General features: G+C 66.0%; 20 protein-coding genes and 1 tRNA gene. 10 read left to right on the top strand and 11 right to left on the bottom strand.

Annotated features, from left to right (window positions below):
* The first annotated feature begins 202 nt into the window (after positions 1-202).
* Complete coding sequence (locus CJ014_RS04450) at positions 203-1,432, top strand: BtaA family protein (RefSeq protein ID WP_100079266.1); 1,230 nt, start codon at positions 203-205, stop codon at positions 1,430-1,432.
* Entirely contained in the window at positions 1,429-2,091 is a 663-nt protein-coding gene (locus CJ014_RS04445) for a class I SAM-dependent methyltransferase (protein WP_245427061.1), read from the top strand. Before CJ014_RS04450 ends, CJ014_RS04445 begins: the two co-directional genes overlap by 4 nt.
* Before the next feature lie 2 nt (positions 2,092-2,093).
* On the opposite strand, the gene CJ014_RS04440 is transcribed toward CJ014_RS04445, so the two are convergent.
* The 3 genes from CJ014_RS04440 to CJ014_RS04430 all read right to left on the bottom strand — a co-directional run bounded on the left by CJ014_RS04440 (position 2,094) and on the right by CJ014_RS04430 (position 4,029).
* Complete coding sequence (locus tag CJ014_RS04440) at positions 2,094-2,474, bottom strand: VOC family protein (protein ID WP_100079265.1); 381 nt, start codon at positions 2,472-2,474, stop codon at positions 2,094-2,096.
* A gap of 49 nt (positions 2,475-2,523) precedes the next feature.
* Positions 2,524-2,916 (bottom strand): VOC family protein, encoded by a 393-nt coding sequence (locus CJ014_RS04435; protein ID WP_100079264.1) that lies wholly within the window; start codon positions 2,914-2,916, stop codon positions 2,524-2,526.
* A gap of 81 nt (positions 2,917-2,997) precedes the next feature.
* Positions 2,998-4,029, bottom strand: coding sequence for a histone deacetylase family protein (locus CJ014_RS04430; RefSeq protein ID WP_100079263.1), 1,032 nt, complete (start codon positions 4,027-4,029; stop codon positions 2,998-3,000).
* A 143-nt stretch (positions 4,030-4,172) separates the two neighbouring features.
* On the opposite strand from CJ014_RS04430, the gene CJ014_RS04425 reads away from it, so the two are divergent.
* A complete protein-coding gene (locus CJ014_RS04425; protein ID WP_100079262.1) occupies positions 4,173-6,062 on the top strand; it encodes an ABC-F family ATP-binding cassette domain-containing protein in 1,890 nt (629 codons plus the stop codon).
* 185 nt (positions 6,063-6,247) lie between these two features.
* Here the strand turns inward: CJ014_RS04425 and CJ014_RS04420 are convergent, their stop codons facing one another.
* Complete coding sequence (locus CJ014_RS04420) at positions 6,248-7,681, bottom strand: alkaline phosphatase (RefSeq protein WP_100079261.1); 1,434 nt, start codon at positions 7,679-7,681, stop codon at positions 6,248-6,250.
* Positions 7,682-7,862: 181 nt separating this feature from the next.
* Here CJ014_RS04420 and CJ014_RS04415 point away from each other — a divergent pair, with 181 nt between their 5' ends.
* Complete coding sequence (locus CJ014_RS04415; protein ID WP_100079260.1) at positions 7,863-8,552, top strand: DUF599 domain-containing protein; 690 nt, start codon at positions 7,863-7,865, stop codon at positions 8,550-8,552.
* A complete protein-coding gene (locus CJ014_RS04410; RefSeq protein ID WP_245427059.1) occupies positions 8,549-8,917 on the top strand; it encodes a DUF3253 domain-containing protein in 369 nt (122 codons plus the stop codon). Before CJ014_RS04415 ends, CJ014_RS04410 begins: the two co-directional genes overlap by 4 nt.
* Positions 8,918-9,052: 135 nt before the next feature.
* Here CJ014_RS04410 and CJ014_RS04405 read toward each other — a convergent pair whose 3' ends face one another.
* The 7 genes from CJ014_RS04405 to CJ014_RS04375 all read right to left on the bottom strand — a co-directional run bounded on the left by CJ014_RS04405 (position 9,053) and on the right by CJ014_RS04375 (position 14,160).
* Complete coding sequence (locus tag CJ014_RS04405) at positions 9,053-9,853, bottom strand: YdcF family protein (RefSeq protein ID WP_100079259.1); 801 nt, start codon at positions 9,851-9,853, stop codon at positions 9,053-9,055.
* 38 nt (positions 9,854-9,891) lie between these two features.
* The gene (locus CJ014_RS04400) at positions 9,892-10,233 is read right to left on the bottom strand and encodes a hypothetical protein (RefSeq protein ID WP_100079258.1); all 342 of its coding nucleotides are present in this window, start codon (positions 10,231-10,233) and stop codon (positions 9,892-9,894) included.
* 129 nt (positions 10,234-10,362) lie between these two features.
* The gene (locus tag CJ014_RS04395) at positions 10,363-10,986 is read right to left on the bottom strand and encodes an ATP-dependent Clp protease proteolytic subunit (RefSeq protein WP_100079257.1); all 624 of its coding nucleotides are present in this window, start codon (positions 10,984-10,986) and stop codon (positions 10,363-10,365) included.
* Between the two features lie 258 nt (positions 10,987-11,244).
* Positions 11,245-12,057, bottom strand: a complete 813-nt coding sequence (locus tag CJ014_RS04390; protein WP_245427057.1) for a glycoside hydrolase family 25 protein — start codon at positions 12,055-12,057, stop codon at positions 11,245-11,247.
* The gene (mgtE, locus tag CJ014_RS04385; RefSeq protein WP_100079256.1) at positions 12,054-13,466 is read right to left on the bottom strand and encodes a magnesium transporter; all 1,413 of its coding nucleotides are present in this window, start codon (positions 13,464-13,466) and stop codon (positions 12,054-12,056) included. The genes CJ014_RS04390 and mgtE overlap by 4 nt, the downstream gene beginning before the upstream one ends.
* Before the next feature lie 214 nt (positions 13,467-13,680).
* A tRNA-Leu gene (locus tag CJ014_RS04380) sits at positions 13,681-13,765 on the bottom strand.
* A gap of 128 nt (positions 13,766-13,893) precedes the next feature.
* Positions 13,894-14,160: a FliM/FliN family flagellar motor switch protein gene (locus tag CJ014_RS04375; protein WP_100079255.1), complete on the bottom strand. Its 267-nt coding sequence runs from the start codon at positions 14,158-14,160 to the stop codon at positions 13,894-13,896.
* Between the two features lie 152 nt (positions 14,161-14,312).
* On the opposite strand from CJ014_RS04375, the gene lipB reads away from it, so the two are divergent.
* From lipB to yjfF, 5 genes are all read left to right on the top strand, one after another.
* On the top strand, positions 14,313-14,990 hold the full coding sequence (lipB, locus tag CJ014_RS04370) for a lipoyl(octanoyl) transferase LipB (RefSeq protein ID WP_425351890.1): 678 nt from the start codon (positions 14,313-14,315) through the stop codon (positions 14,988-14,990).
* A gap of 525 nt (positions 14,991-15,515) precedes the next feature.
* Positions 15,516-16,472 (top strand): galactofuranose ABC transporter, galactofuranose-binding protein YtfQ, encoded by a 957-nt coding sequence (ytfQ, locus tag CJ014_RS04365; RefSeq protein ID WP_100079253.1) that lies wholly within the window; start codon positions 15,516-15,518, stop codon positions 16,470-16,472.
* Between the two features lie 155 nt (positions 16,473-16,627).
* Positions 16,628-18,148 (top strand): galactofuranose ABC transporter, ATP-binding protein YtfR, encoded by a 1,521-nt coding sequence (gene ytfR, locus CJ014_RS04360; protein WP_425351889.1) that lies wholly within the window; start codon positions 16,628-16,630, stop codon positions 18,146-18,148.
* Entirely contained in the window at positions 18,148-19,182 is a 1,035-nt protein-coding gene (locus CJ014_RS04355; protein WP_100079251.1) for an ABC transporter permease, read from the top strand. Before ytfR ends, CJ014_RS04355 begins: the two co-directional genes overlap by 1 nt.
* Positions 19,179-20,183 carry a galactofuranose ABC transporter, permease protein YjfF gene (gene yjfF / locus CJ014_RS04350; protein ID WP_100079250.1) on the top strand — a complete coding sequence of 335 codons (1,005 nt, stop codon included), beginning with the start codon at positions 19,179-19,181 and terminating at the stop codon, positions 20,181-20,183. Before CJ014_RS04355 ends, yjfF begins: the two co-directional genes overlap by 4 nt.
* The last annotated feature ends 71 nt before the right edge of the window (positions 20,184-20,254 follow it).

Raw genomic sequence — 20,254 nt, 5'->3', positions numbered from 1 at the left:
GCAGCCCTCCTGTGGCAGGCACCAAGATCAACATCCGTGGAAGAATTTTCCGTTGCCGGCGTTTTTGACGGTGAGCGCTTCCGGCTTTGCCGGCTTCGTCGGAATAGTGTCATTGGAATGTGGGAGAAGCCTTCGCTCAGGCGGCAGGCCGCAAGGCGACTCGCGGGGCTAGTCCCGTTTGCCGGCTGATGGGGACGCTTCCATGAGCAAGCAGAAGACCAAGGACCTCCTGGCGAGCGCGGTGCACGCCAACAAGCTGGCCAGCCGGGAGGGCATTCTCGAACGCCTGTTTACCCTCGCCTTCTCCGGCCTGGTCTATCCGCAGATCTGGGAGGATCCGGCCGTCGACATGGCCGCGCTCGAACTCGGCCCGGACAAGCGCATCATCACCATCGCCTCGGGCGGCTGCAACGTCATGAACTACCTGACGGCGTCGCCGGCCGGGATCATCGCCGTCGATCTCAACCCGGCCCATATCGCGCTGCTCAAGCTGAAGCTGACCGCCGCCTGCCACCTGCCGAACCACGAAAGCTTCTTCCGCTTCTTCGGCCACGCCGACGAGCGCGAGAATACAGCCCGCTACGACCGTTTCCTGCGCGATCACCTGCCGGAGGATGCCCGCGCCTATTGGGAAAAGCGGGGGGTGACCGGCCGCCGGCAGATCGCCATCTTCACCCGCGACATCTACCGCTACGGCCTGCTCGGCCGCTTCATCGGCGTGATGCATCTGCTCGCCCGCGCCTACGGCAAGAACCCGCGCCTCATGCTGACCGCCCAGGGGCTCGACGACCAGCGGCGCCTGTTCGAGGAGAACCTGGCTCCGGTGTTCGAGTCCTGGCTCATTCGCTGGCTGTGCCGCATGCCGGTGTCGCTTTACGGCCTCGGCATCCCGCCGGCCCAGTTCGCCTATCTTTCCGCCGATGCCGGCGGCGACCTCGCCGGCCTTTTGCGCCAACGCCTCGCCCGCCTCGCCTGCGACTTCCCGCTGGAAGACAACTATTTCGCCTGGCAGGCCTTCGGCCGCCGCTACGACCGCGAGAGCCGGCGCGCCGTGCCGCCCTACCTCACCCGTGACGCCTACGAGGCCATCCGCGCTAACGCCGGCCGCGTCACCGCCGTGCAGGCGTCGATGACCGATCAGCTCGCCGGCATGCCGGCCGGCAGTTTCGACGGCTACGTGCTGCTGGACGCCCAGGACTGGATGACGCCGGCCCAGATGATCGCCCTCTGGACCGAGATCACCCGGACCGCCCGCCCCGGCGCCCGCGTCATCTTCCGCACCGCCGGCCTCGACAGCCCGCTCGAGGCGGTGCTGCCGGCCGACATTCGCTCGCGCTGGTCCTATGACCCGTCGACGGTGCCGGATTATGTCGCCCGCGACCGCTCGTCGATCTACGGCGGCTTCCATCTCTACGTGAAGGCGGCGGCGTGAGCGCCCCCACCTCGGCGCCCCGGTCGTCGGCCGGCCAGAAGGCGGCCATGGACCGCATGTACCGGCTGACCCGGCACGTCTACGACGCGACGCGCAAACCCTATCTCCTCGGCCGCGACCGCATGATCGAGGCCCTCGACGTTCCGCCGGACGGCAGCGTGCTGGAGATGGGCTGCGGCACCGGCCGCAACCTGATCGCCGTCGGTCGCCGCCACCCGCGCGCCCGCCTCTACGGCTTCGACATTTCCGGCGAAATGCTGAAGACGGCGCGCACCAATATCGAACGCTCCGGCCTCGATATCCGTCTCGCCGAGGGCGATGCCTGCCTCTTCGATCCCGAGGCCGCCTTCGGCGTCGCCCGTTTCGACCGGGTTTATTTCTCCTACACGCTGTCGATGATTCCCGACTGGACGACGGCGCTCGCCCATGGCCTCGCGCAGGTCAAGGACGGCGGCAGCCTGTCGGTGGTCGATTTCGGCTTCTGCGAAGGGCTGGGGGCGCCGGCCCGCGCGCTGCTGCACGGCTGGCTTTCCTGGTTCCACGTCGCGCCGCGCGCCGGCCTGGAGGCCGAGATGGTCCGCCTCGCGAAAGCCTCGGGCCGGACGCTCCGCTTCGAGCGGCCGGCCCGCGGCTATGCCCAGCTCGGCATCATCTCCTGATCTCAGCGATCCGCCCGGCACACCGCCTCGATGTTGTGACCGTCGGGATCGATGATATAGGCGGCAAAATAGTTGGCCGCGTAGGGCCGAAGCCCCGGCCCGCCATTGTCCTTGCCGCCGGCCGCCAGCCCGGCCGCGTGGAAGGCGGCGACGGCCTCGCGCGTCGCGGCGGAGAAGCCGACATGGAGATGCCCCTTGCGGCTGGCATCCGACAGCCAGAACCCGGCATGGCCGTCGCGGCCATAGCCGGCATTCGACGCACCGGTCGGGCTTGAGGCCAAACGGGTTATCAATCGCGCTATCCCGAGCGGCGCCAGCAACAGGTCATAGAAGGCGACGGAACGGCGGATGTCCGTCACCGGACAGTCGACATGGTCGAACATGGTGGCTCAGGACCGGCCGCGACGGATCCGCCGTGGCCCGTCCACCCTTTCATTCCGGCTTGTGGCAGACCGCCTCGATGTTGTTGCCATCGGGGTCGAGAACAAAGGCGGCGTAGTAGTTGGGGTGATAGTGCGGCCGGAGCCCCGGCCCGCCGTTGTCACGGCCGCCGGCAGCCATGGCCGCGGCATGAAAGGCATCGACGGTGGCGCGGTCCTTGGCCACGAAGGCGACATGGAAATGCATGATCTCGCCGGCCGGACGGCCGGTCGACACCCAGAAGTCCGGCTTGCCGTCGCTGCCGTAGCCGGCGAAGGCGTCGCCACCCGTCTCCTCGGCCGAGACGGCCATCACCACCGAGACGTCGAGCGGCGCCAGCGCCTTGTCGTAGAAGGCCTTCGACTTTTCGAAATCGACGGCCGGAAAGCCCATGTGATCCAGCATTTCTGCCTCCCGTGTTGATGACGGACGGCGTAGCAGATCGGCCTGCCAGCCCCTGTCAGGAGTGCCTCCCGGCATACGCCGTCAGGCCCCTTCGAACCCGGAAAGCACCCCGACCGCGTTGTGGCCGATGTCCTCGACGGCGTAGCCGCCCTCCTGCACGAACAGCGTCGGCCGGCCGAGGCGGGCGATGCGGGCGCCGATCTTCGGATAGTCCTCGCGCGTCAGTTTGAATTTGGAAATCGGGTCGCCCTCGAAGGTGTCGAGACCGAGCGACACCACCAGGGCATCCGGCCCGAAGGCTTCGATCGCCCGGCAGGCCACGTCGAGCGCGGCGCCCCAGGTCTCCCAGGCTGTGCCGAAGGGCATCGGCAGGTTGAGGGTGAAGCCCTCGCCCTCCCCCTCGCCCGTTTCGTCGGCGCGGCCGGAGAAGAAGGGATAGGCGACGGCCGTGTCGGCGTGCAGATTGACCACCTGCACGTCCCTGCGCCGATAGAATATCTCCTGCGTGCCGTTGCCGTGGTGGTAGTCGACGTCGAGGATGGTGACGCGGCGGGCGCCGTGATCGAGAAACCATTGGGCCGCCACGGCGGCGTTGTTGATGAAACAATAGCCGCCCATGGTCGACGATCCCGCATGATGCCCCGGCGGCCGGCAGAGCGCATAGGCGGCCGTCTCGCCGCCGTGGATCAGCTCGGCGGCCCCGACCGCCGACCAGACGGCCGACTGCACCGCTTCCCATGTGCCCGCGACGAAGGAGCCGCCGCCGTCGAACGAATAGTAGCCCATCAGGCCGTTGACGTGCTGCGGCCGGATGTCGCGCTGGCCGCGCGCCGGCCAGACGTAGGGCATGGTCGGCCCGGTCCGTCCCTCGGCGAGCCACAGCTTCCAGAAATCGGCCATGAACCGGAGATAGCCGGCGTCATGCACCTTGGCCGCCGCCGCGACCGCGTCGACGGGAGCCGCCTCGATCACCGCGCCAAGGCCGACCGCCGCGATCCGCTGCAAAATGAAGTCGACGCGCGCCGGCAGTTCGAAGGCCGGCGTGATGACGCCGGCGTTGAGTTCCTGGTTGTCGGCGTGCAGGCGATGGCGAGGCGAGTAGACGGTTTTCATGAGCGATTCCGGTCGAATGGCGATCGAGGCATTGGACGCTACACCGGTCGCTCGCGCCGGCAAGGGCGAAAAGGCGACAGGGAGGCTGAAATTCGCGCCGGCCGTCTTGCCTTTCCCGGCCGTTCGGGCGAAATCGCCGGGCCATGTTGATCATCTCCGATCTCACCTACCGCATCGCCGGCCGCACGCTCATCGAAGGCGCCTCCGTCACCATTCACGACGGCGCCAAGGTCGGCCTCGTCGGCCGCAACGGCACCGGCAAGACGACGCTGTTCAATATCGTCGCCGGTGACCTGTCGGCCGAAAGCGGCTCGATCGACCTCAAGCGCGGCGCCCGCATCGGCCGCGTCGCCCAGGAGGCGCCGGGCTCGGAAACCTCGCTGATCGATTTCGTGCTGGCCGCCGATACCGAGCGCACGGCGCTGCTGGCCGAGGCCGAGACGGCCTCCGATCCGCACCGCATCGCCGAGATCCAGGTGCGGCTCGCCGATATCGAGGCCCATTCGGCCGAGGCGCGCGCCGCCACCATCCTGTCCGGCCTCGGCTTCGACGCCGCCGACCAGCGCCGGCCCTGCGCCGACTTCTCCGGCGGCTGGCGGATGCGCGTGGCGCTCGCCGCCGTGCTGTTCACCGAGCCCGACCTCCTGCTGCTCGACGAGCCGACCAACTATCTCGACCTCGAAGGCACGCTCTGGCTTACCAACTACGTCCAGCGCTATCCCTACACGGTCGTACTGATCAGCCACGACCGCGACCTGCTCGACAGCGCCGTCGACCACATCTGCCACCTCTCCGAGGGCAAGCTGACGCTCTGGAAGGGCGGCTACACCTCGTTCGCCCGCCAGCGGCAGGAAAAGATGCTGCTGCAGGAGAAGGCGCGCGAGAAGATCGAGGCGCGGCGCAAGCACCTGCAGGCCTTCGTCGACCGTTTCCGCTACAAGGCCAGCAAGGCGACCCAGGCCCAGTCGCGCATCAAGATGCTGGAAAAGCTCGATATCGTCGACGCCGTGGTGGAAGAGCACGTCCAGCAGATCAGCTTTCCCAATCCGAAGGCCAAGCTGGCGCCACCCATCGTCACCTACGACAAGGTCGATCTCGGCTACGATCCGGAAAAGCCGGTGCTGAAGCGCCTGACGCTCAGGATCGACGACGACGACCGCATCGCGCTGCTCGGCAAGAACGGCAACGGCAAGTCGACCTTCGCCAAGGCGCTGGCCGACCGGCTAACGCCATTCTCGGGCAATATCGTCAAGGCCGGCAAGCTGGAGATCGCCTTCTTCGCCCAGCATCAGCTCGACGAACTGCATCCCGACGAGAGTGCCGTCGCCCACGTTCGCCGCCTGATGCCGGACGCCCCCGACGCCCGCGTGCGGTCGCGCGTCGCCCAGATGGGCCTCGACACCAACAAGATGGATACGCCGGCCCGCGAGCTTTCCGGTGGCGAGAAGGCGCGCCTCCTTCTCGGCCTCGCCACCTTCCACGGGCCGAACCTGCTGATTCTCGACGAGCCGACCAACCACCTCGACATCGACAGCCGCGAGAGCCTGATCCAGGCGCTCAACGATTTCGAGGGCGCCGTCATCCTGGTCAGCCACGACCGCCATCTGATCGAGGCGACCATGGATCGTCTCTGGCTGGTGGACAAAGGCACCATTACGCCCTTCGACGGCGATATGGACGACTACAAGCGCTTCATACTCTCGGGCCCCGGCGATGCCGACCGGGCAACGAAAAGCGACGATCAGAAGCTCACCAACGCCGACCGTCGCCGCCTCGCCGCCGAGCGGCGCGCCCAGCTCGCCCCGCTCAGGAAACGCATCCAGGGCATCGAGGCGGAGATGGACAAGGCGAGAAAGCTCATCGCCCGCATCGACGCCGCGCTTGCCGACCCTGCCCTGTTCACGAGCGATCCGGCCAAGGGCGCCAGGCTCTCCAAGGAGCGGGCCGACGCCGTCCGCAGCCTCGATACATTCGAGGAGGAATGGCTGACGCTGTCGGCCGAATACGAGGAAGCCGAGGCGGCCGAGGGGTAAAGTCTTTTCGAGCGACGTGGATGCCGGTTCACCTGACATGCATTCCTTGAATGCTCCAGGGAAAGGCGACGCCCCCGCCGCTCTTCTCTTCGGCGGGGGCGTTTCCGAAGGCCGGTCGCCCGGCCTCCTGAGGCGTGCCAAAAAGGGCAGGATCGGCACGCCTGTTGCGGACGGGACGCCGGCGATCAGCCCTCGACTTCGAGGCCGAAGGCCCTGGCGCTGGCCCGGAAGACGTCGGTATTGTCGATATAGACCTGGCTTTCGGCCGGCACGTGATAGGCGGCGAGGCCGGGCTCCGCCTTGGCAGCCGAGGTGAAGTAGTCGGCGCCATTGCCCTTGGCGTAGACCGGCACCAGTTCGCGGGTGTGGTTGTCGTTGTGCCAGCGGACAAGCGGCAGCGCGCCGGCACCCTGGCTGACGATATCCGAATAGGCCACCTTGTCGGAGTCCGGGCCCTGCAGCAGGCCGTTGCCGTGGTCGGTGGTGACGATCACCAGCGTCTCGTCCCAGGACGAGTTCTTCTCGACCCACTCGACCACCGCTTCCACCGCGAGGTTGAAGTCGATCTGCTCCTCGATGAGGCGCGGCAGGTTGTTGGCGTGGGCCGCCCAGTCGACCGCGCCACCCTCGACCATCAGGAAGAAACCGTCGGGATCCTGCGACACCACGTTCAGCGCACCGCGCGTCATGGTCGGCAGGTCCGGCTGGTTGGCGAGCAGGTTGCCGGCAGCGACGCCGCTGCGGTTGAACTGCAGCGTCGCATTGTTCTCGACGGTGCCGAGCACCTTGGTCTTGCCGGAAAGGTCGAGCGAACCGTCGGCCAGCGCCTCGAAATCGGCCTTGGTCTCGATCAGCTTGTAGTCGGTGGCACCGGACTTCAGCCTGTCCCAGGTGTCGCGGCCGCCGACATACTGGAAGGCCTTGTCGTCCGCCGGCTCGATCGCCCCGCCGTTCTTGTCGAAATAGGGATGACCCGAGCCCATGACGACGCTGGCGAGCCCGCTGTCGACGATCTCCTTGCCGATGCCGACATAGTCGTTGCGGCTGCGGTTGTGGGCGAGGAAGCCGGCCGGGGTGGCGTGGCTCCACTGCACCGACGTGATGACGCCGAGCGCCCGGCCGCTCTCCACCGCGTATTCGCCGATATGCTTGAGGCGGGCGTCGGTGTTCGACCAGTTGATGGCGTTGTTGTAGGTCTTGTGGCCGGTGGCGAGCGCCGTCGCGGCGGCGGCGCTGTCGGTAATATCGGCTCGGATGTAATCGTAGCCGGCGAAATAGCCGGGATAGTTGCCGATCGCCCCCTCGAAGACGGTGTCGACCGGGCTGGCGTTCCAGATCGCCTTCGAATCGAACGTCACCGCCCCCTCGTCGGTGCCGGTCGGCTCCTTGCTGGTGTTGAGCGGATGGGTCGAGGCAAACAGCTTGACGTCGAAGGCGTCGTAGGCTTCGTGCCCGAGGCCGCCATGGCGGTAGTAACTGGCGGCGTGCCAGGTGTTGATGCCGGCACCATCGGAAATCATGACGATAACGTTTTTGGCGGCGCCTTCGGCGGCCTGGGCCACCGGAACGACGGCCGTGCAAACAGCGAAGGCAATCAGAAGTGTCTTGGTCAAGCGCATGGTCGGGCTCCCCTGCCAAATGCAACGGCCGACATGTAACGGTATAACGTAACAATAACGCGACGCTGTACCGGCCTGTGCATATTGACTGGATTCCGGCGGTCGGTTGGCGATCGGCCGCCTTTTAGAGCGCGATCCGAGCCTGTATCGTCAGCGCGACTCGATCCTCCGGACGCCCGCCATGACGACCGCCTTCACGCCTTTCGATATCGCTTCGTTCGTCTGGTTCCTGGCCATGTGGTTCGGGCAGGCCTGGCTGACCGAGAAGAGCCGATGGGCAAAGTACTCGCTCACGCATTTCATCAACATCGGCCGGCACGGCTGGGTACGGCAGGCGGCGACACGCGACTTGCGCATGGTCGATACGGCCATCGTTGCCGGCCTGCAGAACGGCACCGCCTTCTTCGCCTCGACGTCGCTCCTGGCGATCGGCGGCGGGTTCACCTTGTTGAACTCGATCGATCACGCCGTCGGCGTCGTCTCGGCGCTGTCGGAAATCACCGCCGCCGACCGCACCGCCTTTGAATTCAAGGTGGTGGGCCTGCTCGGCATCTATGCCTACGCCTTTTTCAAGTTCGGCTGGGCCTACCGCATGTTCAACTTCGGCTCGATCCTGCTCGGCGCGCTGCCGCCGCCGGCCGAGGCCGAGACCACCGACATGGACAAGGCGGTGGCGCGAGCCTCGTCGATCATCGTGGTGGCCGGCACCAACTTCAATCGCGGGCTCCGCGCCTTCTTCATGTCGATCGGCTATCTCGGCTGCTTCCTCGGACCTCTGCCGCTGATCGCCAGCTCCACCTTCATCGCGGTGGTTCTCGCCCGCCGCCAGTTCACCTCCAACGCCGTCAAGGCCATGAGGAGATACGAGTGACCGACGTCGACCCGCACCGCGTCAAGGCCGGCCAGATCCGCGACGTCCTGCTGCTGATGGCCGCCGAATCGCCTTCCGGCACGCCGATCGGCCCGGACGCCGTCGCCCGCGCCATCGCCGGCAAGGACGAAAAGGTATGGCGCCGCCTGATGAAGCCGATCAAGGACGAAGCGGCGCGCCTCGCCAGGGACGGCAAGGTGATTCTGGTGAGGAAAGGCAAGCCGGTCGATCCCGATCGCGTCCGCGGCCTTTATCGCATCCGTCTCCGGGCCGAGGGAGAGCCGATACCCGTCTACGAGGCGCCGAAGCCGGACGACGACCCGCTGGATGACGATTTTCTGCCGGACGAGGACGACGAGGCATAATACCAAGATGCATTGAAAATGAATCTTGGTATTCCGCTTGCCGATTTCTCATGCCCATGATGCACATGAGAAATCGGCAAGGATCTCAATGAGCGGATGCGTCAGCATCCTTGCGAATTGGCATAAAGCATCGCCTCAGGGCCGCGGCAGCAAGGCGTCCGTGTAGCCGGCGAAGCGGTAGGCGATGAGGCCGATCCATTCGCGGACCGCCATGTCGGTCATGGTCAGGCCCTCGGCGGCGGTACGGCCGCCGAACCAACTGGTATCGGCGCCATTGCGGTAGTCGACCGGCCACGCCACCACGCCATTCCAGCCGGCGGCGCGGAACGTGCCGATGGCGCGCGGCATGTGGAAGGCCGAAGTCACCAGCAGCCACTGATCGCGCGGCGTCGGCTCGACGGCGGCAAAGCTGAAGACGGCGTTCTCGTGCGTGTTGCGCGAGCGGTCCTCGATGGTGATTCGGCCGGCCGGCACGCCGAACTCGATCAGCAGGTCGCGGGCAAGGACGGATTCGGCGATTTCGTCATTGGCAAAAACACCGTTCGAGCCGCCCGACAGCAGGATGCGGGCCTGCGGATATCGCCGGGCAAGCTCGGCGGCAACGATCACCCGTTCGGCGCCGTCGATCAGCTCGGTCGAACGCCGCTCGGTCGTCAGTCCGGTGTCGATCACGCCGCCCAGCACCAGAATGCCGGCGGGATTGAGGTGACCGGGATCGGCCGGCATCTGGAATCGCTGTTCGAGCGGCCGCAGCAGCAGCGTCGGGACGCCGGTCCAGGCGCAGACCACAAGAACGCCGAGCGCGATGCCGATCAGTTCGGCGCCACGCCGCCGCCAACCGAACAGCCGCAACGCCGCGCCGAGCAACAGCGCCAAGATAAGCGCGTTGGACGGGCGCAGGAACAGGAAGCCGAGCTTGGAGAGCACATAGAACACCTCGCCGGCCCTCCTTCTCCAGGCATACCGGGCTCGGACTACTGCGGAGTCAGAACCTTGCCGGGCACGTTGCCGACGGCGCCATTGTAGGAGATTTCGCACCACCGTGCATCGAGCAGGGCAAGCTGAGCCTTCCGGCTGCCGAACTGCCAGGACCCGAAGGGGATCTCGTCGCGGCACCACCGCAGCACGATGCCCTTGGCATCGCCGGGGATGGTACTCTTCCTTGCCGCCTTCTCGCTCATGTCGGCGTAAAGCGGCGTCGGCTTGCCTTCGCGGAGCGCATAGGTCATGTCATACGGACTGGCCGACTGAGCCAGCGCTACCCCGGCCGAAAGGCAGAAGCCGATCGAAAGGGCAATCTTTCCAAAGCCGGACAATCTCGTCCTCCCGGTCGACACGCGGCCTGTATGTTCCCGGCATGGGCGTGACCCGCGGAACGGGGCCACCCGCCGGGGTCGGCAATGCCTGATGAAAGGGGCGGCGCATCCGGCCGCCCCATGGTTGTCTCAGATGTCCGAAGCGGTCCGCACCACCCGGCCGACGAGACCATAGGCGATGCCCTCCTCGGCACTCATCCAGTAGTCGCGATCGGTATCCTTCTCGATGCGCTCGACAGGCTGGCCGGTGGCTTCGGCGAAGATCCGGTTGAGGCGATCGCGCATCTTGATGATCTCGCGCGCCTGGATCTCGATGTCGGTGGCCATGCCGCCGGTACCGCCGGACGGCTGGTGCAGAAGGAAGCGGGTGTTGGGCGTGCAGAAGCGGCGCTCCTTGGGCACCGACACGTAGATCAGCGCGCCGGCGCTCGCCACCCAGCCCGTGCCGATGATGTTCACCGGGGCCGCCACGAAGCCGATCATGTCGTGGATCATGTCGCCGGATTCGACGTGGCCGCCGGGCGACGACACGATGACGGTGATCGGATCGGTGGCGCTCGCCTCGGCCAGCGCCAGCAGGCGCGACGTCACGTCCTTGGCCATGTCCTGGGTCACCTGGCCGGTGATCAGAACCGTGCGCGACTTGAAGAGATACTTGTCGACCTGCGGGGCGGGGGCCGCGTCCTTGGCCTTCTCGTCCTGCTCCTCTTCCTCGTCGTCGAAGCGGACGTATTCCTGATCCTTGGAAATCATGTGGACCTTCTCGTGGGTGGCGGCCGCGACGAAGGGTCGGGCCTCGGGACTCGCAAATCCTGATGGATCCATTCGTATCCCATCAGGGGAGCAGACGGCAACCCGACCGGACGGACAGGGTGAACGGCGCGCTCATCGCTCGAGATAAGCACGCCGGGCGACGAGCGACAGATGCCGCAGGCGGTTTCTCTCGGCAGGTTACAGCCGGTCGATATCGCACTGCTTTTTAGGGAAGACGGATTCCCGTCTTGCCGCGTCCTAGCTCTCCGGACGGAGCCGTCCTTGCAGGAAAGCCTGCCATTCGCGCACCGAGCCGTTGAAGACGTTGCGGTCGACCCGCCCCCGGATACCGGAGACCCGGCCGGCCTCGGTATGCTGCCAGAAGTTCCAGCGCAGGCTGGGATCGCGCACGATGGGATGCCCCTTGTAGGAGGCGATCCAGATGAAATAGCCCGGGAAAGCCCCCCGGAGGCGGTCGTTGTAGAAGCTGATCGACGTATAGATGATCGGCCGCTTGCCGTAGTAGCGCTCGATGGCGTCGAGCCAGATTCGGACTTCGGAAATGATCACCTCGCGCGGCGGATGACCCGGACAGGTCTTGGAATTGACCCACTCGATATCCAGCACCGGCGGCAGCGCGTAAGGATCGTAAGGCACGTGTTGCAGGAACCAGCTCACCTGCTCCATCGCCGGCCGGCAGAAATACCAGAAATGATAGGCGCCGCGCGGCAGGCCCGCCATGGCGGCGCCATACCAGTTGGCGTCGAATTTCGGATCGTACCAGTCGCCGCCCTCGGTGGCCTTCAGCCAGGCGAAGGCGGTGTTGTCGGCCACCACCGAGCGCCAGTTGATGTCCTCCTGATAATAGGAGACGTCGATGCCCTTCACCGGGTAGTCGTCGGGGCCCGGCGGGCCGAAATCGAACAGCGCGCAGGCCGAGAGGCCGAAGGCCAGCGAACCGAGGGCGAGCGGATTGACGAGGCGGGCTGCGAGGCCGGTCCAGCGGCCCATGCCGGTCGGCGCCGGCGGCTTGCCGCCGCGTCGCCGCTTCGTCCGAAACGCCTTCTTCACCCAAGCAAAATCCATGACGCGAGCCCGAGGAACGCCAGAAACCCCACGACGTCGGTTATCATCGTCACGAACACCCCCGAGGCGACCGCCGGATCGATGTCGAACCGTTCGAATGCCAGGGGTATCAGGATGCCGGCCGTCGCCGCGGACAACAGGTTGACGATCGTCGCAGCGCCGATCACGCCTCCAAGGAGCGGATCCTGGAACCAAAGCGCGGCCGCCGACCCGACGATCACTGCAAAACTGCCGCCGTTGAGTAAACCAACGCTTAATTCCCGACCGAAAATCCGCCAAACATTGTGGGTATCGAGATCGCGGGTGGCGAGCGCCCGCACCGTCACCGTCATGGTCTGCGTCGCCGCGTTGCCGCCCATCGAGGCGACGATCGGCATCAGCACGGCGAGCGCCACCATCTTCGAGATGGAATCGGAGAACATGCCGATCACCGACGAGGCGAGGAAGGCGGTCGCCATGTTGACCAGCAGCCAGACCCAGCGCGTCCTCAGCGCGTAGAATACGGAGTCGGAAATCTCCTCGTCGCCGACGCCGGCCAGCGCGCGGATATCCTCCTCCGCCTCGGCCTGGATGACGTCGACCACGTCGTCGACGGTGATGACGCCGACCAGCCGCTCCGCCTCGTCGACCACGGCCGCCGAGACGAGGTTGTAGCGCTCGAACATGCGCGCCACGTCCTCCTGGTCGTCGGTGGCGAGCACCCGCTGCCGCTCGTCGTTCATGATGTCGGCCATCTTGACGACGCGCGGCGCCCGCAGCAGCCGATTGAGCGCCACGGCGCCGAGAAAGCGGAAGCCGGGATCGATGACGAACACCTCGTAGAACTCGTCGGGCAGGTCCTTCTGCTCCCTCAGGTAGTCGATGGTCTGCCCGGCGGTCCAGAACGGCGGCACGGCGATGAAATCGGTCTGCATGCGCCGACCGGCCGTCTCCTCGGGAAAATCGAGGCTGCGCCGCAGAGCCATGCGGTCGAGCGCCGGCAGCTTGGCGAGGATTTCCTCCTGGTCCTCGTCGTCGAGGTCCTCGAGGATGTAGACGGCATCGTCGGAATCGAGGTCGCGCACGCCCTCGGCCACCGCGTCGGGCGGCAGTTCCTCGATGAGCTGGACGCGAACCGTCTCGTCGACCTCGGTCAGCGCCGTGAAGTCGAAATGCTCGCCGAGCAACTGGATGAAGGGCGCCCGCTCGTCGGCCGACAACGCCTCGATGATGTCGCCGACGTCGGCCTCGTGCAGATCGGCGGCCAGCGCCTCGACGGTGCGGGCATCGGCCGCCTCGATTGCCGCGCGAATGGCGTCGAGGAAAAGCGGATCCAGTTCGCCCTCGTCCGTCCGAAGCGGCGGCAAGCCGTCGACGTTGAGCGTTTCAGGCGCGTTGGGCTCGGCTCCGGCCATGGCGCGTCTCCCTGCGGGGCTTGAGGTGGCGAACAGGTTGAATCGACGGCGACGGTCGGCACCGCAGGGCCGGAGTTAAAGCCGACAAACCGGATGGCGCAAGGGAGAAATTCCGGTTGGACGGCATGGCGCCCGACGGTCCGGGCAGACCCGTGCCGCAACGCGAATCCGACCCCTCGGAATCAAAAACCGGCCCCTGGGGACCGGTCTTGAATGGTGCGGTCGAGAAGACTCGAACTTCCACGTCTTGCGACACAGCGACCTCAACGCTGCGCGTCTACCAATTCCGCCACGACCGCATCGTGGTAGATGCCGCCCCTTCCGGGCCGGCGCCGGGTATCTAGCAAGAGATTCCCCGAGGCACAAGAGGGAGGCAAGAAGAATTTTGCCAGCAGCGGAAAAACCGCTGGAATCCGGGAAAAATCCCTCAGATCTTCACGACGTCGTCGAGGCGGCGGTAGGAGGCCGGACGGGCCAGAACCTCGGTGATCGACACCGTGACGCGATCGCCCTTCAGCACCACCTGCCCCTTCGCCACCGGCAGATTGTTGGCAAGGATATCCACGTCGTCGTCGGCCGAATGGTCGAGCTCGATCACCGCGCCCCGGCCCATCCGCAAGAGCTGGTGGATGGGCATGGTCTGCCCGCCGAGCACGACAGAGATCTCGACTTTGATCTTCTCCAAAGTGGCCATCGGTCCTATCTTCCGTATCGCCGGCACCATACCCCCGACGACCGCCGGCGCCACCCGGAACACGAAGCGGCGAGCCGCGCATCGTCGTCCGCCGAGTGTTTACGGCATAAGGTTACCGAATGGTTAACGATCGATCCGAAATCGAGACGGACATGCACGCCATCCCCGGTTCGCCGCCGGTCGAGTGGCGGATCGAGCCGGGGCTTGTCGACTACGAACCCGCCGTCGCCTTCATGGAGGAGCGCGTCGCCGCCATTGCCGAGGGACGGGCCGCGGAGCTCGTCTGGCTGGTCGAGCACCCTCCCCTTTATACCGCCGGCACCAGCGCCGACCCCGCCGACCTCGTCGAGCCCGGCCGCTTTCCCGTCCACCGGACCGGGCGCGGCGGACAATATACCTATCACGGCCCCGGCCAGCGGGTGGCCTACGTGATGCTCGATCTCGAACGGCGCAGCAAGGACATCCGGGCCTTCGTGGCGGCGCTGGAGCGCTGGATCATCGGCGCGCTGGCTTCGTTCAACGTTCGCGGCGAGCGGCGCGAGGACCGCGTCGGCGTCTGGGTTCGGCGGCCCGACAAGGGAGACGGCGCCGAGGACAAGATCGCCGCCATCGGCATTCGCGTCCGCCGCTGGGTCACCTTCCACGGCATCAGCCTCAACGTCGAGCCGGACCTTCGGCATTTCGCCGGCATCGTGCCGTGCGGCATCCGGGGACACGGCGTCACCAGCCTCGTCGATCTGGGGTTGCCGGTCGCCATGGCGGATGCCGATGCCGCCCTGAAGGCGAGTTTCATCGCGGTCTTCGGGCCTTGCGTGGCCTCGCAGGGCTGACATCCGGCGGCGACGGAACATCCTGCTGCGAATATGGACGGAAGCCTTGCCCAAAGGGCGCGCGAGCGCGCCGGCTGTAAACTATTCCATCGAAAAACTTATAGGATTCCCGTGCGGTGTAGAGGATGGTACCGGCACGGATTCCTGCCCTGCGGCGTCGGAAATTTTCCGGCCCGAATTTTGGAAACACATCGCGCATTCCCGGAATGAACTATACATTCCAAGGTTTTTGCGATGGCGGATCGTTCCGAACAAGAGTCGAGCGCTCAACAATGCAACCCGGCGTTTCCCGCCGCGTCTGGCAAGAGTAAATCGCACAAATTTCCCTATCCATAGGGATATTATACCTTAGTATATGCCGGCTACCCCATCCATTCAGCAGAATTTTCTATGAAGAAGGCTGATTTGTCTCTTTCTCTCAAAAGTCGTGTGAGCTAAGTTTCCCCTCGCCGGTGTGGAGGCCGGCTGCGGAGAAAAAGGCCTGTCAGGCCAAGTCATTTCCGATAACTTTTTGTGGAGGAAAGAATGCGCACGCTTAATTTGCTCGCCGCGACCGCCTTTGCGACGGCTCTTTCCGTTTCGTCCGCCTTTGCGCTGACCGTCGGCTTCTCGCAAATCGGTTCCGAATCCGGTTGGCGCGCCGCCGAGACGAGCGTCACCAAGCTGGAAGCGCAGAAGCGCGGCATCGACCTGAAGTTCGCCGACGCCCAGCAGAAGCAGGAGAACCAGATCAAGGCCGTCCGGTCGTTCATCGCCCAAGGCGTCGACGCGATCCTGATCGCCCCGGTGGTCGCCACCGGCTGGGATGCCGTCCTCAAGGAAGCCAAGGAAGCCAACATTCCGGTGATCCTGCTCGACCGCCAGATCGACGCGCCGGAAGACCTCTACCTCACCGCCGTCACCTCCGACCAGGTCCACGAGGGCAAGGTCGCCGGCGAGTGGCTGGTGAAGACGGTCGGCGACAAGCCGTGCAACATCGTCGAGCTGCAGGGCACGACCGGCTCCTCGCCGGCCATCAACCGCAAGAAGGGCTTCGAGGAAGCCATTGCCGGCCACGACAACCTGAAGATCATCCGCAGCCAGACCGGCGACTTCACCCGCACCAAGGGCAAGGAAGTGGCGGAATCCTTCCTGAAGGCCGAGAACGGCGGCAAGAACATCTGCGCGCTCTACGCCCACAATGACGACATGGCCGTCGGCGCCATCCAGGCGATCAAGGAAGCCGGCCTGCAGCCGGGCAAGGACATCCTGGTCGTCTCCATCGACGCCGTGCCGGACATCTTCCAGGCGTTCATCGCCGGCGAAGCCAACGCCACCGTCGAGCTGACCCCCAACATGGCCGGCCCGGCCTTCGACGCCCTTGACGCCTATCTCAAGGACAAGAAGGAGCCCGCCAAGTGGATCCAGACCGAGTCCAAGCTCTACACGCCGGCTGACGACCCGCAGAAGGTCTACGACGAGAAGAAGGGCCTCGGTTACTGATACCGACCCGGAGCGCCGCCCCGTCCAGAAAGGGCGGCGCTCCTCTTCATTGCCGGGCCGCTTTTCCGGCTGTCGGCGGGCTTGTCCCTCGGGGTGAGGCCGCCGCATCGGAGGGCGGCCCGTTTCTTTGAACGGCAATTGTTGGACCAGCTATCATGGCGAACGCTCAGCCGCTGCTATCCGTACGCGGAGTCAGCAAGGCCTTCCTCGGCGTTTCCGCGCTCGAGAACGTCGATTTCACCCTGCAGGCCGGCGAGGTGCATGCCCTGCTCGGCGAGAATGGCGCCGGCAAATCGACGCTCATCAAGATCATCACCGGCGCCTACCGCCGCGACGAGGGCGAGGTCCTGCTCGAAGGGACGCCCATCTACCCGCGCGACGTCGTCGACGCCCAGAAGCTCGGCATCGGCACCGTCTATCAGGAGGTCAACCTCCTGACCAACCTCACGGTTGCCGAGAACCTGTTCCTCGGGCGCCAGCCCAAGCGCTTCGGCCTCACCGACGTGCGCGAGATGAACCGCCGCTCGCGGGCCATCCTCGACACCTACGGCCTGCATATCGACGTCACCGCGCCGCTGGCCAATTTCTCGGTCGCCATCCAGCAGGTCGTCGCGATCGCCCGCGCCGTCGACATCTCCGGCAAGGTGCTGGTGCTCGACGAGCCGACGGCCAGCCTCGACGCCCACGAGGTGGAGATGCTGTTCGCCGTGGTCCGGCAACTGCGCGCCCGCGGCATGGGCATCATCTTCATCAGCCATTTCCTCGACCAGGTCTACGAGATCGCCGATACCATCACGGTGCTGCGCAACGGCCGCCTGATCGACACCGTGCCGGTGGCCGGCCTCGATCGCCTGAAGCTCGTCTCGATGATGCTGGGCCGCCAGCTCGAATCCGACATCAAGCGCACCATCGACCCCGACACCCCGAAATCCGAGCCGCTGGTGTCGCTGCGCGGGCTCGGCAAGCGCGGCAACGTCGACCCGCTCGACCTCGACATCCGCCAGGGCGAGGTGGTGGGCATCGCCGGCCTGCTCGGCTCCGGCCGCACCGAGACGGCGCAACTGGTGTTCGGCATCGAGCGCGCCGACAGCGGCACCATCAGCGTCGCCGGCACGCCGGTCGCCATGACCTCGCCGCGCAAGGCGATTGCCCAGGGCTTCGCCTTCTGCCCCGAGGACCGCAAGACCGACGGCATCGTCGGCGACCTCTCCGTGCGCGAGAACATCATCTTCGCGCTGCAGGCCCAGCGCGGCTGGATGCGCCCCTTGTCGCGCTCCGAGCAGGAGGCGCTCGCCGACCGCTATATCTCCGCCCTGGACATCCGCACGTCCGACCGGGAAAAGCCGATCAAGTTCCTGTCGGGCGGCAACCAGCAGAAAGTGCTGCTCGCCCGCTGGCTCGCCACCAACCCGCGCTTCCTGATCCTCGACGAGCCGACCCGCGGCATCGACGTCGGCGCCCACGCCGAAATCATCCGCCTGATCATCGATCTCTGCGAGCGCGGCATGGCGCTGCTGGTCATCTCCTCCGAGCTCGGCGAACTCGTCGGCTATTCCTCGCGCATCATCGTGCTGAGGGACCGCAAGATGGTCAGCGAGCTGACCGGTGACGAGATTTCCACCGACCACATCATGAAGGCCATCGCTTCGCATGGCGCGACCGGGGAGGCAGCGTAATGGCCGTTCCAACCATCGTCCGTGAGCGGACGCCCCAATTGATCGTCCTGGCGGTCATCCTGGCGCTCAACGCGGTCATTTCGCCGGGCTTCTTCTCGATCGAGATCCAGAACGACCGTCTCTACGGTTCGTTGATCGACGTGCTCAACCGCGGCGCGCCGGTGACCTTGCTGGCCATCGGCATGACGCTGGTGATCGCCACCAAGGGCATCGACCTCTCCGTCGGCGCCGTGATGGCCATCGTCGGCGCCGTCGCCGCCTCGCTGATCACCTCCGGCTACTCGTTGCCCGCGACGCTGGCCGGCGCGCTGTTCGTCGGCCTCGTCTGCGGCCTGTGGAACGGCGCCCTGGTCGCCCTGCTCGACATCCAGCCGATCATCGCCACGCTGATCCTGATGGTGGCCGGCCGCGGCATCGCCCAGCTCATCACCGAGGGCGTCATCCTGACGTTCAACGACAAGCCCGAGCTGATCTTCGTCGGCTCCGGCTCGTTCCTCAGCCTGCCGATGCCGGTGATCATCTGGATCGTCATCGCCATCCTGGCCATCCTGGTGGTGCGGCGCTCGGCGCTCGGCCTGCTGATCGAGGCGATCGGCATCAACCGGCGCGCCTCCACGCTGTCGGGCGTCAACTCCCGCGTCATCCTGCTCGCCGTCTACGCGGTGTCGGGGCTCTGCGCGGCCGTCGCCGGCGTCATCGCCGCCGCCGACATCAAGGGCGCCGACGCCAACAACGCCGGCCTCTGGCTGGAAATGGACGCCATCCTGGCGGTGGTCATCGGCGGCACGTCGCTGCTCGGCGGCCGCTTCTCGCTCGTCGGCTCGCTGATGGGCGCCATGATCATCCAGTCGCTCAATACGGGCATTCTTCTCGCGGGCTTCCCGCCGGAATTCAACCTCATCATCAAGGCGGCGATCATCCTGATCATCCTGATCGTCCAGTCGCCGGCCAGCCAGACAGCCATGGCCAACTTCCGGGCCAACCGGCAGACCGTGGCCGTCAAGACCGAAAGCAGGGAGCACGCGGCGCGATGAAAAACTCCAAGTACCTGCCGCTGATGGCCACCTTCGTGGTCTTCGTGCTGGCCTACATCATCTGCATCTCGGTGTTCCCGAACATGCTGTCGACGCGCGTCGCCGGCAACCTGCTCACCGACAACGCCTTCCTCGGCATCACGGCGGTCGGCATGACCTTCGTCATCCTGTCGGGCGGCATCGACCTGTCGGTCGGCTCGGTCATCGCCTTCACCGGCGTGTTCCTGTCGGTGATCCTGAGGGATACCTCCATCCATCCGCTGGTCGCCTTCGTCATGGTGCTGGCGCTGACGACGGCCTTCGGTGCGGCGATGGGCGGCGTCATCTTCTTCCTGGACATGCCGCCCTTCATCGTCACGCTGGCCGGCATGTTCCTCGCCCGCGGCATCTCCTACCTCTTGACCACGGATTCGGTGCCGATCACCCATCCGTTCTACTCGACGCTGCAGGACATCTACTTCGTGATGCCCGGCGGCGGCCGGCTGACGCTGATCGCCATCGTCATGCTGGTGGTGTTCGCCGTCGGCATCATCCTTGCCCAGCGCACCCGCTTCGGCACCTACGTCTACGCTCTCGGCGGCAACCTCACCTCGGCGCAGCTGATGGGCGTGCCGGTGGCCAAGACGACGATCGGCATCTATGCCCTGTCGGGCTTCCTGGCCGGCCTTTCCGGCATCGTCTTCTCGCTCTACACCTCGGCCGGCTACTCGCTGGCGGCCGTCGGCGTCGAGCTCGACGCCATCGCCGCCGTGGTGATTGGCGGCACGCTGCTCACCGGCGGCTACGGCTTCGTCGCCGGCACCTTCCTCGGCATCTGCATCCAGGGCCTGATCCAGACCTACATCGTGTTCGACGGCACGCTGTCGAGCTGGTGGACGAAGATCGTCATCGGCCTTCTGCTGTTCGGCTTCATCGCCTTGCAGCGCGGCCTGATGTGGATGTCCGAGCGCAGCGCCCGCAACATGCGCCACGCTTCGGCCGCCCAGCCGAGCAACGCCTGACCGTCGTTGCTCCCGCCTGAAAAGCGAAACCGCCGCCGGATCGCTCCGGCGGCGGTTTCATTTGCAATCAA

The sequence above is a fragment of the Pleomorphomonas carboxyditropha genome (assembly GCF_002770725.1).
Classification (GTDB): domain Bacteria; phylum Pseudomonadota; class Alphaproteobacteria; order Rhizobiales; family Pleomorphomonadaceae; genus Pleomorphomonas; species Pleomorphomonas carboxyditropha.
The sequence above is the reverse complement of the archived record's forward strand: the minus strand, read 5'-3'. Positions and strand labels throughout refer to the sequence as shown.

What these genes read in the sequence shown, in the direction of transcription:
- mgtE (WP_100079256.1), bottom strand. Translation starts at nt 13,466, where the DNA reads ATGGCCGGAGCCGAGCCCAACGCGCCTGAAACGCTCAACGTCGACGGC.
- CJ014_RS04420 (WP_100079261.1), bottom strand. Translation starts at nt 7,681, where the DNA reads ATGCGCTTGACCAAGACACTTCTGATTGCCTTCGCTGTTTGCACGGCC.
- CJ014_RS04415 (WP_100079260.1), top strand. Translation starts at nt 7,863, where the DNA reads ATGACGACCGCCTTCACGCCTTTCGATATCGCTTCGTTCGTCTGGTTC.
- ytfR (WP_425351889.1), top strand. Translation starts at nt 16,628, where the DNA reads ATGGCGAACGCTCAGCCGCTGCTATCCGTACGCGGAGTCAGCAAGGCC.
- lipB (WP_425351890.1), top strand. Translation starts at nt 14,313, where the DNA reads ATGCACGCCATCCCCGGTTCGCCGCCGGTCGAGTGGCGGATCGAGCCG.
- CJ014_RS04375 (WP_100079255.1), bottom strand. Translation starts at nt 14,160, where the DNA reads ATGGCCACTTTGGAGAAGATCAAAGTCGAGATCTCTGTCGTGCTCGGC.
- CJ014_RS04440 (WP_100079265.1), bottom strand. Translation starts at nt 2,474, where the DNA reads ATGTTCGACCATGTCGACTGTCCGGTGACGGACATCCGCCGTTCCGTC.
- CJ014_RS04355 (WP_100079251.1), top strand. Translation starts at nt 18,148, where the DNA reads ATGGCCGTTCCAACCATCGTCCGTGAGCGGACGCCCCAATTGATCGTC.
- CJ014_RS04395 (WP_100079257.1), bottom strand. Translation starts at nt 10,986, where the DNA reads ATGATTTCCAAGGATCAGGAATACGTCCGCTTCGACGACGAGGAAGAG.
- CJ014_RS04425 (WP_100079262.1), top strand. Translation starts at nt 4,173, where the DNA reads ATGTTGATCATCTCCGATCTCACCTACCGCATCGCCGGCCGCACGCTC.
- yjfF (WP_100079250.1), top strand. Translation starts at nt 19,179, where the DNA reads ATGAAAAACTCCAAGTACCTGCCGCTGATGGCCACCTTCGTGGTCTTC.
- CJ014_RS04450 (WP_100079266.1), top strand. Translation starts at nt 203, where the DNA reads ATGAGCAAGCAGAAGACCAAGGACCTCCTGGCGAGCGCGGTGCACGCC.
- CJ014_RS04435 (WP_100079264.1), bottom strand. Translation starts at nt 2,916, where the DNA reads ATGCTGGATCACATGGGCTTTCCGGCCGTCGATTTCGAAAAGTCGAAG.
- CJ014_RS04430 (WP_100079263.1), bottom strand. Translation starts at nt 4,029, where the DNA reads ATGAAAACCGTCTACTCGCCTCGCCATCGCCTGCACGCCGACAACCAG.
- ytfQ (WP_100079253.1), top strand. Translation starts at nt 15,516, where the DNA reads ATGCGCACGCTTAATTTGCTCGCCGCGACCGCCTTTGCGACGGCTCTT.